The 10,428-nt window shown below is 67.1% G+C and carries 11 protein-coding genes; all 11 read right to left on the reverse strand.

Annotation, left to right across the window (positions count from 1 at the left end; all coding sequences use genetic code 11):
- Window positions 1-545 precede the first annotated feature (545 nt).
- Window positions 546-2,573, reverse strand: coding sequence for a DNA topoisomerase III (locus IRZ12_RS11580; protein ID WP_296468538.1), 2,028 nt, complete (start codon window positions 2,571-2,573; stop codon window positions 546-548).
- A 298-nt stretch (window positions 2,574-2,871) separates the two neighbouring features.
- Window positions 2,872-3,249, reverse strand: a complete 378-nt coding sequence (locus tag IRZ12_RS11585) for a single-stranded DNA-binding protein (RefSeq protein WP_296468540.1) — start codon at window positions 3,247-3,249, stop codon at window positions 2,872-2,874.
- Entirely contained in the window at window positions 3,246-3,773 is a 528-nt protein-coding gene (locus tag IRZ12_RS11590; RefSeq protein WP_073664149.1) for a DUF3158 family protein, read from the reverse strand. Before IRZ12_RS11590 ends, IRZ12_RS11585 begins: the two co-directional genes overlap by 4 nt.
- On the reverse strand, window positions 3,770-4,558 hold the full coding sequence (locus tag IRZ12_RS11595) for a PFL_4669 family integrating conjugative element protein (RefSeq protein ID WP_073664148.1): 789 nt from the start codon (window positions 4,556-4,558) through the stop codon (window positions 3,770-3,772). Before IRZ12_RS11595 ends, IRZ12_RS11590 begins: the two co-directional genes overlap by 4 nt.
- A 198-nt stretch (window positions 4,559-4,756) precedes the next feature.
- On the reverse strand, window positions 4,757-5,284 hold the full coding sequence (locus tag IRZ12_RS11600) for an RES family NAD+ phosphorylase (protein WP_073664147.1): 528 nt from the start codon (window positions 5,282-5,284) through the stop codon (window positions 4,757-4,759).
- Window positions 5,281-5,649, reverse strand: coding sequence for a DNA-binding protein (locus tag IRZ12_RS11605; RefSeq protein ID WP_073664146.1), 369 nt, complete (start codon window positions 5,647-5,649; stop codon window positions 5,281-5,283). The genes IRZ12_RS11600 and IRZ12_RS11605 overlap by 4 nt, the downstream gene beginning before the upstream one ends.
- Window positions 5,650-5,809: 160 nt before the next feature.
- Window positions 5,810-7,003 (reverse strand): STY4528 family pathogenicity island replication protein, encoded by a 1,194-nt coding sequence (locus IRZ12_RS11610; RefSeq protein WP_073664231.1) that lies wholly within the window; start codon window positions 7,001-7,003, stop codon window positions 5,810-5,812.
- Between the two features lie 9 nt (window positions 7,004-7,012).
- A complete protein-coding gene (locus IRZ12_RS11615) occupies window positions 7,013-7,573 on the reverse strand; it encodes a DUF2857 domain-containing protein (RefSeq protein ID WP_073664145.1) in 561 nt (186 codons plus the stop codon).
- 18 nt (window positions 7,574-7,591) lie between these two features.
- A complete protein-coding gene (locus tag IRZ12_RS11620) occupies window positions 7,592-9,295 on the reverse strand; it encodes a ParB family protein (RefSeq protein WP_296468547.1) in 1,704 nt (567 codons plus the stop codon).
- Window positions 9,288-9,533 carry a hypothetical protein gene (locus IRZ12_RS11625; RefSeq protein ID WP_073664143.1) on the reverse strand — a complete coding sequence of 82 codons (246 nt, stop codon included), beginning with the start codon at window positions 9,531-9,533 and terminating at the stop codon, window positions 9,288-9,290. Before IRZ12_RS11625 ends, IRZ12_RS11620 begins: the two co-directional genes overlap by 8 nt.
- Window positions 9,517-10,380 carry a ParA family protein gene (locus IRZ12_RS11630; RefSeq protein ID WP_296468550.1) on the reverse strand — a complete coding sequence of 288 codons (864 nt, stop codon included), beginning with the start codon at window positions 10,378-10,380 and terminating at the stop codon, window positions 9,517-9,519. Before IRZ12_RS11630 ends, IRZ12_RS11625 begins: the two co-directional genes overlap by 17 nt.
- Window positions 10,381-10,428: the final 48 nt, after the last annotated feature.

Raw genomic sequence — 10,428 nt, forward strand, 5'->3', positions numbered from 1 at the left:
GCGACCCCGCGGCACACGCTGCCGCACCGCAAAGCTGGGGGGTGTCGAGGGTGCATGGGGGTTCTCCTGTTCGGGGTGACGGAAAGGCAGGAGAAAGGCGCCGAAGACCGCATGGGTCTTCGGCTGGCTAGGAAGAAACCACCCGTGGGCTGTCGCAGGACGTGGCCGTCGGTAGAGCCTGTCGCTGCATCAGCGATCGCACCCGGCCCGTGTCGTGGTTGGGGCCGAAATCCTTCGGCACGCATCCGCGCACAAAAGGAGCCTGTTGTTTCGCCGGCAGGCACCGGCATCGACTACCGCTCCCCCCGGGGGTCTCCCGGCGGCGCGCGCTGCAAGCCGCCGGGAGACCGACCGGGAGAACGGAAACACGCCGAACAGAACGCCCACGGATGCGGGCGGTGACCAGTGCACCTTCTCGCCGCGCCGGCAGGAACCGCCGGTGCGGACGTGCACACGTCGCAGAAGGTTTGAGCGTGCTGGGTGCCTCGCGGGGCGCGAGGCCTGCGCATCGGTCGCGGCCGATGCGATGGGGTTGGGTGTGGCGACTACGTGGACGAGCGGCGCGTCTTGCGTGCTGTGCCGCGGGTGCCGCTGTTGGCGCGGCGTCGCGGACTGGATTCGATGGCCACCGTTCCCGTGCAATCCGGATACCGGGTGCATGACCAGAACGCACCGCTCTTGCCCGTGCGCTGACGCGTGGCGGCACCGCACAGCGGGCAGACCGGCCCCTGCGGCAGTTTGATGGACAAGGTGATGTTGCGGTACTGCTGCACGAGTTGCGCGACCCAGGCCGATTGCTTCTCGACGAAGGCGTCCAGCGTCATCTGGCCAGCTTCGATCATGTCCAGCGCCTGCTCCCAGATCGCGGTCGTACCGGGATCGGTGATGGCCGGCGGCACGGCGTCGATGAGGGTGAAGGCAGCGTCGGAGGCACGCACGGCACGGCCTTTCTTGATCAGGTAGCCACGGTCGAGCAAGCCCTTGATGATGTTGGCGCGGGTGGCTTCCGTGCCGATGCCGGTGGTGTCCTTCAGCTTCTGCTTCAGGCGCGGATCGGTGACCAGCTTGGCGACGCCTTTCATCGCCTTCACGAGTTCGCCCTGCGTGTATGGCCTGGGTGGCAGGGTCTTGAGCGCCTTCAGATCGACCAGGCCGACCTGGCAGGTCAGTCCGTCGCGCAGCGGCGGCAGCACCTGGCTGCGAGCCCCGGCGTCGCCGTCCTCGTCGGCAGGTTCCGGTGCCGCCAGCACCAGGCGCCAGCCTGGCACGACAACCTGCTTGCCGACGGCTTCCAGGTTCTGGCCGCCGCAGGCGAACCGCGCCGTGGTGCGATCGAACTCATGGTGCGGGAGGAACTGCGCCAGGTAGTGCGCACGGATCAGCGTGTAGACGGCCAGTTCCTTCTCGCTCATGGCGGACAGATTGGCCGGCTCCAGCGTCGGGATGATGCCGTGGTGCGCCGTGACCTTGGCGTCGTTCCAGGCCCGCGAGCGCTGGTTGCGATCAAGCTGGGCGACCAGTGGGCGCAGGGTAGGATCGGTCTTGATGAGGCTGTCGATGACGGTCGGCACCTCGGCGAACATGCTTTCGGGCAGGTAGCCCGAATCCGAGCGCGGGTACGTCGTCGCCTTGTGCGTTTCGTACAACGCCTGCGCGATGTCGAGTGTGTCCTGCACATCCAGGCCCAACTGCCGGGAGCAGACCTCTTGCAGCGTACCCAAGTCGAACGGCAGCGGCGGGCCTTCGCGCACACGCTCGGTCTCGACGCCGATCACCTGAGCGGTGCCGGCGGCGCGGATACGTTCGACGGCCTGCTGCGCGACGGGCTGCTGCAGGCAGCGGCCGGCATCGTCGGTGCAGCCCTGCGGCGGCAGCCAGTGGGCAATGAAGGAGGCGCCACCCGCGGACAGTGCGGCCCCGATCGCCCAGAACGGCACGGAGACGAAACGTGCGATCTCGCGGTCGCGGTCGACCACCAGCTTCAGCGTCGGGGTCTGCACACGGCCGACCGAGAGCACGCCGTCGTAGCCGGCCTGCCGACCCAGTACGGTGAACAGGCGGCTGAGGTTCATCCCGATCAACCAGTCGGCACGCGAGCGGGCGAGCGCCGAGTGGTACAGCGGCAAGGTCTCCGACGAAGGTTTGAGCGAGCCGAGCGCCTTGCGGATCGACGCATCGTTGAGCGCCGAGAGCCAGAGCCGTTGGATGGGGCCGCGGTAGCCGCAGTAGTCGATCAGTTCGCGGGCGATCATCTCGCCTTCGCGGTCGGCATCGGTGGCGATGACCAGCTCGGTGGCCTGCGCCAGCCATTGCTTGACGACCTTGAATTGCGCGGCAGTCTTGGGCTTGACCTCGACCTGCCAGCGCTGTGGAACGATGGGCAGCGGCTCCAGTGCCCATCGCTTGTATTGCTCGCCGTAGGCTTCCGGCGGTGCGGTTTCGATCAGGTGGCCGATGCCCCAGGTGACGCTGAGGCCCGTGCCGGTGTAGCAGCCATTGCCCCGCTGGTTCGCGCCCAGCACGCGGGCAATGTCTTTGCCCTGAGAGGGCTTCTCGCAGAGAACCACGCGCATTCGGCCTCCTCGGAAACGTGCTGTTCATCGGATGAGCAGCAGCGTGTCCGGGATGAGCCGGCGACACCGCAAAGAAGCCGCATGGCGCGGCCACCGATTTGTTGGGCGATGAGGCGGCGCGTGCCGCAGCAGCCGGACGGCAAAGCTGCGGTTTGTTCGGCGGGAGCGCTGTATCGGGAGAGCGCGTGGAACTCGGTGGACGTTGGTGGAGCTATCCCCCGGGGATAGCTCCACTGAGGTCTACTGGCGCATGGAGGGCGACGGCGGGTTGCCGCAGCCGCCCTCGCAGAGGCGGCGATCAGGTGGCAGGCTTGGGGCTGAGCGTCACCGCTTCGAGGCGGTACGGCAGGATGCCCACGCGGCGGGCCTCGATCTTGAAGGTGACGCGCTCGTTCTTGTCGGCATCCTCCCACTCGTCGCGCACGGTGCGCCCCTCGACCAGGATGCGCATGCCCTTCTGGTAGAGATTGGCCCAGCGCTCCGCGTCGGGATGCCAGAGTTCGACCGGCGCCCAGAAGCCGCCGCGGTCCTCGTACTCGCCATCCTTCTTCGGGATCGGGTTGTCGAAGTAGACGTTCAGGCGCAGCAGCCTGCGGGGTTCGTCGTTGCCGCTGGGGAATTCGCGGTATTCCGGCGCAGAGCCGATATTGCCCTCGCCACTGAAATGGGTGCTCATCGATGCTTCTCCTGGGAGTGGTTGGCGCGGCTGCGCCGTTGGTATACCGCTTCGGCCTGGGCGACCTTCTCGGCGGCCTCCAGCGCCTGGCGGGCGATGCTGTGGGTGAGGCTGACCTGCATGTTCAGCACGATGCGCTGGACCTCCATCGCGTAGAGGTCGCCGATCAGGTGGTCGGGCGTGGAAGGGCTGGCGATCAGCGACTGCCACAGCGCCACGCCCATCGCCGAACGGTCGGGTCTGCGCCAGCGCAGAAAGGTCGTGCCTGCGCCCGTGGTCTGCTGGGCCAGATGCACGGGCAGCAGGCGGAACGGGTAGTCGGTGGCCTGCGCCAGCACGCGCCGCTGCGCCAGGGCGATCAGGTCGTCGCGCAGCGCGTGGCATTGGCTGGCCCAGTCCTCCAGGCTCCCCTTACCCTTAAAAGGAAAAGGGCGTAAAAGGCCTTTTAGGAAGGCTGCGTGTTCCAGCGTCAGGAAGTCCGCCTGTTCCAATGGTGCGAATCGACGCGCGGGGCTGGCGCTCATTCCGGCTCACCCTCGGCATCGCCCGCTGCCGCAGTCGGCGGGATCTCATCGTCCAGAGCCGGCTCGTCCTCCTCGCGGCTGGCCCGCCCTCCGGGGGCCGAGGCCAGCGGCGAACGCCGGACGATGGGCGGCGCATAGCGGGAACGCTTCGTGCCTTCGAGCACGTCCTGCGGCAGTTCGCCGTACTTCTCGACGGCCGCCCGCGCCGCGGCGTTCTTGGCCGCGAAATCGTCGCGCGTGCAGCCGGAGTAGCGATACTGCTGGGCCAGCGAGAACAGGCTGCGCAGCGCGTGCGCGCCTTCGTTGAGCCAGCGTTCCAGCGTGCTGCGATCGATCAGCGCCGTGTGGTGGGCGAGGATGAGCTTGCGCGCCAGGTCGTCGTAGTCTGCCAAGAGGTAGACGGCCATGAAGCCCAACTGCGCGTTCACGAACAGCGGCAGCTTGACCGGCTGCACGTTCATGTTTTCGCCGAGCGACAACGCGGGCGGCACGTTCGCCAGCACCTGTTCCACCTGTTCGCGCAACGATTGCAGGCTGGTCTTGGTCTGCTCCAGCTTGTCCTCGATGCGCAGCATCCACCAGTCGCTGTACGGGTCGTCCTGCTCGGCGCCGCGCCGCAGCTTGCTCATGATCGAGAGATAGCCGTTCAGGCCGATGATGCCGGGCCGTCCTTCTGCGGCGGCGCGGCCGTGCCAGATGCGGGAGGCATGATGCGTGTGCAACGTCAGCGACATCGCGCTGCGCAGCGACCCGAGGTTCAGTTGCAGGGATTCGTTGGTAGGCATGGAGGCGACTCGCAAGGTGGTGAGCGAGTCGCCAGCATCGGGACGGGCCGGAAGGCCGTCAGTCAACAAACCGCACGGACAGGACGCCGGTTTGGGGAGAAGCGGAAGGCTGTGTGTTGCAACTATCCCCTGGGGATAGCGCTATGGAAGGCCAAGGACATCCACTCGGTCAGTGCATGGACCGATTCGGGACGTGGATCAGCGCACCCAACTGGATTGGTCGCGGGGAAGTCGCCCGTCCGGGTCGTTCACGGCCACCGAATTGCCGTCCTTGAGCTGGTCTGCATAGACCACGACGTTGGTTCCTCCCTCATGCGCCAGGCTCGGAAAGAGGATGCCGGTGTAGCCATGGGCGAGCACCATGTCGGCGAGCACCCAGGTCGGCGGCTCGATGTGCAGTTCCAGCTTCAGGTGGCGCCAGTCCTCGCGCCAGTCATGCCACAGTTCGTCCCATGGTTCGCCGTGATGGAGCTGGCGCAGATCGACCAGGTTGCTCAGCGTCGCGGTGTACGAGCACATCGTGCAGGGAGGCAGGAAGGGCGAGGTCTGCTGGTATTCGCGCAGTGCCGTCAGTTCGTCCAGCGACAGGTACAGGGCTTCCACGCCCTCGCGATTGAAGCGTCCGCCGCGGGTGGCGGCACCCGCGCCGCTGGTGGGCCGGCTGGCCCATTGCGGGGTATGCGCCCGGAACAGCGTGGCGTCGGGAGGCAGATCGACGAGGATCATCCGACGAAGCCGGAGCTGATCGATTCCAGGTAGCCGATCGCATCTTCCGTCCGGCCCTCCTGGATCAGTTGCAGCAGCGTCTTGTGGCGGAACGCGGGAATGGGCTCGTTCTTGATCAGGAAGATGGCACGCTGCTGGTCCGGCTGTATCGCCGTCGCGGCCGACAGCACTCGCACCAGGTCGCGCAACGCGGCTTGCAGACGGGGCGATTCCGGGTGCGTCCGCAGGGTGTTGCGGTGAACGCCCGCAAGCGTGGCCAGATCCTGCTGTTGCAGGTCGAGAACGGCGGCGATGCCCGATGCCGAGAACCGCGACGTACCGGGTTCACGGGTCGATTCGAGCACATCAGCGAAGACGGCGGACATGGCGCTACTCCTCAATGGAGAGTGGTTTCATGCACATTTTACGCACAGTTCGCGCATAGCTCAAGTTCGGCCCCTTTCCCGCCGGGGCCGGACTGGGAAGGCTCCCTGTTGCAACTATCCCCTGGGGATAGCGCCATGGAAAGCCAAGGACGTCTGCTGCTCAGGGCTTGTCCAGGATGGCGCGCAGGTGGGCCAGATGGGCCTGGATTTGCTCGGGACTGGCCGCCCTCGGTGCAGGTGGCGCCGGGCCGGGATTGGTCCGTGGACGGGTGCTGGCGGTGTCGGTCGGTCCGGCCCAGGCCTTGAACTCGCCGCGGATCGCCCGCTGAATGATGCCGAACAGGTAGCCGGCGGGGTTGCGCACCGTGCTGCCGCGGCAGCGGGCGGCCCACTCGTCGAGGACGGCCTGGCGTTGATCGTTCTCGACCTGTTGCAGCGCCACCAGCGCCCCGGCCTGCTGCTCGTCCTTCAAGGACTGGAAGCGCTCGGGCAGTCGCAGGCCGTTGAGTTCTCGCGCACGCGGTACTGTACGTACTTCTTTTATACGACTACTCAGTACTTCAGTACGGTCCTGCTTCGGATTCCGAAGAGGGGTGGATTTGCCGGGTTTTTCGCCTGCTTCGGAATCCGAAGAAGGCGGTTCTGCGTTCCGAAGAAGGCGTTCGCTGCCTTCTTCGGAATCGTGATCCTCCTCATCCTGTGGATAAGTGTCCGTGAGGGTCGGATGCGTGTGGGCCAGACGCTGGGCGAGCACCTGGAGCCGCGTCGGCAACTGGCGCCCGCTCAACAGCGGGTCGTCGGCCAACTCCCGCAATGCCTGCTGGCCCACACGCTGGATGGCCTTGCTGGCATGGGTCAGCGCCTGGCTGACCAGTTCCAGGTAAGCAGGGTCCAACTGCATGGCCTCGAAAGGGCTCAGCGGCTCGTCGTGCAGCACGTAGAGGTTGCCGAGGATGCGGCCGGTCTTGGGGTCGCGCCGGCGCCGAGCCAGGCTGAGCCAGCGCGTGAGTCGCAGCACCGTCAGCGCCCGCGCGACGGTCTCGTGGGAGGCCTTCGGGGCGCACGGCATCGAGGTGAGCCAGGGGCGCAACTGCTCGTAGGTCGGCCAGGCGGTGAGGCCATCGTCGTTAAGCATGAGGCGGCAGACCTGCCAGGCGTTGCGCTCCAAGGGCGTCAACCGCCGGTCGAAGAACAGCGCCCGCGGCACGGCCTCGTGGCGGTTGCCGGAGAACAGAAAGCCGTCCTGCGGCTGCGGGGGGCTGGCCGCGGCACGACTGGACGCCTCCAGATGCTGAAGCGCACCGTCGAGCAGCGCCGAAAGCGGCATTGGACCTGGCGAGCCTGGACTGGGCATCGTCATGGCCTACACCAGCTTCTGTTCGATCCAGCCCTGTATCGCGGCCCAGATCACCGACATGGGCAGGGACAGCGATTCGGCCAGTTCCATCGTCAGCCCGAGCATGGCGGTTTCATCGTTCAGCGCGATGCCGCGTGCGGTGATGGCGGGCTTCCAGCGATGCCAGAGGGTGGTTTCCTGTTCCTCGCTCAGCACGGGATGACGGCCTTTGCGCTTGGGCAAGCCGAGTATTTCGCGGCGCAGCGCCACTTCCTGATGCGTGAGGCCATAGAACTTGCTGACCATCTCGGTGCTGGCGCCGAGCCTGAGCATCCGGTCGACCGAAGTGATCTCCTGTTCGATGTCGCGCATCTGGCTGACCAGCCGCCAGAGCATGTCCCGATCCACTTTCACCGAGCACCACGGCACCCGCGCGTTGGCCAGCAGTGCCACCAGCGCCGGCTGCTTCAGCACGTCCAATTCGCGCTCGCCGAATCCCATGGCCAGGCATCGGCGCAACTGGCCGTTGCGCAGGTCATGCAGCGCCTGCGCGACGACGGCTTGGTTCAGTGGGTGGGGTGCGGACATGGATGGCCTCCCGTCGGTTCAATCCTCGGTTACATCGCGCGTACCTGCTTCCAGTTCCAAAAGGCGGCGAGCCAGCCGCAACAAGCGAAAGAGCTTGACCAGCCCGTTGTCGCTCAATCGGGGAATCGTGATGGGATGGCCGGGACGAGCGCCTTGCAGCAGCACGCCCAGCGTGTTCCAGCTAGAGGGATCGTGCCTGGCGCGATGGGCTGGCGCGCTGTCGGTCTCGTCCTCGCTCAGTGCGTGCAGCAGCGCCAGTACGGCGCTGCCAAACGCCGGCGCGATGTGGGTGGCGGGCAGCGCCGCCGAACACCGGAAGCCGATCCCGGCATCGCTCGGCGCGATGCAATCGGCCAACTCGGCCTCGTCGGCGATCTCGCGGGCGAACTGCCCGATGTGGATGCGCAGCCGGTCGGGACTGTCCAGCCCCGGTTCGATGTACCAGACGTCGGTGATCGGAAACAGCCCGCCGACCTGGACCGGAATCGCACGCAGCACGTTGTCCGCGAAATCCGGCAAGGCCTCGCCCGTGTGCTCGGCGACCAGTTGCTGGATGGCCTGGAGGCGATCGGTACTGGCCGCCGGGGAAACGATGTGACCTTGCAGCCGTTCATTCGCCGCGTCCGCATCTTCGTCTTCGGCTTTCGCAGGCGGTGCTGCGGCCGGTGCCGGGGTGGCCGGTTTCTGCGTCGTCGCCGTGCGTGAGGACGGCGTAGCAGTTTCCGACGTGTCGGCGGCAGGCCGCGGCGATGCTGCAGGTGGGGCGGGCGCGGATGCGGGCACCGTGGGCGGCGCCGAAGGTTCGGCCGGCAGGCTGGGCGGACTGTTCACCGCCCGCTGACGGTTCTCGATGTTGTCGATGTCCAGTTCCAGGGCGTTGTAGTCCGCGCCGAGCAGTTCGGCCATCTGCCCGATCAGCTCGTCCTGTACGCGCTGGGGCGAGAAGTTCTCCGGCTGCGCGTCGAACTGCGCCAGGACCTCATGGAACAGCGTGTCGAAATCGACGTTCAGGTGCCGGCCGTGCACGCGCGTTTCCCAGGCGAACTCCGCCGCTTTGCGCAGCACGGCCAGCCGTTCGACCTGATGCCGGCCCAGCCCGCCGTAGAGCACGTTCGGGATCGCCGGCAGCAGGTAGCGCACGGTGTCCTGCATCCGGCTGATGTGGGACTGCTGGACCGGGTAGCCGTCGGCGGCCAGGCGACGGGCCAGTTCGGACTGTGACGGCGGCTTGCCGCTCTCCTGTTCGTACAATTCGCGGGCTTTCTCCACGCCCAAGGCGCGTTCGATGAAGGTCAGGCCGCCGTGCAGTTCGTTCTCGGCCAGGTGGCCGGTCAGCGCGACAATCTCGCCACGCTCGGGCCAAGGCCGGAACAGGCACGAGATGCGGAAGAACCGCTCGTCCTTCGTCTCCGACCACAGCTCGCGCAGAATCGCCAGTCGGGTGTTGCCGCCGTTGCGGATGATGTAGTGGTCGGCACCTGGCCGCCGGGTGATCGGCGGCGGCGCGTCCAGGCCGCGCTCGCGGATCGAGGCCTTGATCTCGTCGTAAAGCGGGTTGCGCGTCAGCCGCGGGTCGAGTTCGTAAGGCCTCAGCTCGTCGAGCGTGACCACCATCGGGGTATCGGCGATGGGATCGCTCAACGCCTGCGCGGCGGGACTCTGGCGCTGGAAGCCGCTGGCAAGCAACTTGGCGGCCATGTCGTCGGGCGTCAGGTCAGCCATGACGTTCCCCTCCCGATGCGCTGGCGTGCCGGACCGCCCGCCGCAACTGGGCGCGGGCATTGCGCTCGGCCCGGTAGTCGCTGGCGGTGGAGCCGGTGTAGATCGGCGGCAGGCCCGGCTTGGTGAACTTGAGATGGCCGCCCGGTGTGCGCACGACCTCCCAGCCTTGCCGGAGCGCGAACTCGATCAGGCCGCGCAGTTGCTTGTGCCCGCGGGACAACTCATGTGCGCTGGACATGGGCGGTCTCCTTGGCGGCTTTCACACCGACCTGATCGAACAGGTCCCGCCATTGCGGAAACAGTTCGCTGGCGAGCATGCGGATCGACTCCAGCGCGGCCGGTGCGCTGCGTCCGCTCGGCCGCCGGCCTTCGACGCGATGGACTGGGAGGCCCTGCGTTGCCGCACGCGGGTAGGCTTCGATGGCCGGGATGGCGGTGTTCAGCACGCGCACGTCGCTGCGATCCGCGAATATCTGCCGCAGCGCCTGCTGGATGAGGCGAGCATTGGCTGAGACCGGCGGCACGCGGTTGATCAGCAGATGCAGCGGCGGCGGTTCGATGCCCAGGTGGCGGAACGGCGCGATGTCCTCGATCAACTGCAAGGTGCCGCGGCGCAGTTCGCGGGCCGCGAGGATCTCCGGCGTCACCGGCGACAGCGCCAGGTTCGAGGCGAGCACGGCCATCTCCAGCAGCGCGCTGCGTGCGCCCTGGGTGTCGAGCAGCACCAGGTCGTAGCTGGACTGGAAGGCCGGGAGCAGATGCCGAAGCCGCAGGCGTCCATCGGGTGCGTGCAGCAGCAGCGTGTTCAACTGGCCCTTGTCGTCGTTGGACAGCACCACGTCGAGCCGGTCAATGTGCGTGTGCGACAGTAGCTTGTCCGGGTCGCGCTCGTTGAACGCAAGCAACTCGTAGATGCCGGCGGGCGCCTGGTGCGCGAGTGGGTAGTAGCTGGACAGCGTGGGCTGCACGTCCAGGTCGATCAGCAGCACGCGCAGGCCGGCGTCGGCGGCGAAGCCGCCCAGGTTGGCGGCGGTCGTCGTTTTGCCGACGCCGCCCTTGGTCGAGATGATGGAGATGACCAGCATGGTCTGATTCCTCGTCGCGTCGGGATGGAACGGTCAGAGGGGTCAGAC

It is taken from the genome of Pigmentiphaga sp. (assembly GCF_019689535.1).
Lineage (GTDB): Bacteria > Pseudomonadota > Gammaproteobacteria > Burkholderiales > Burkholderiaceae_B > Pigmentiphaga.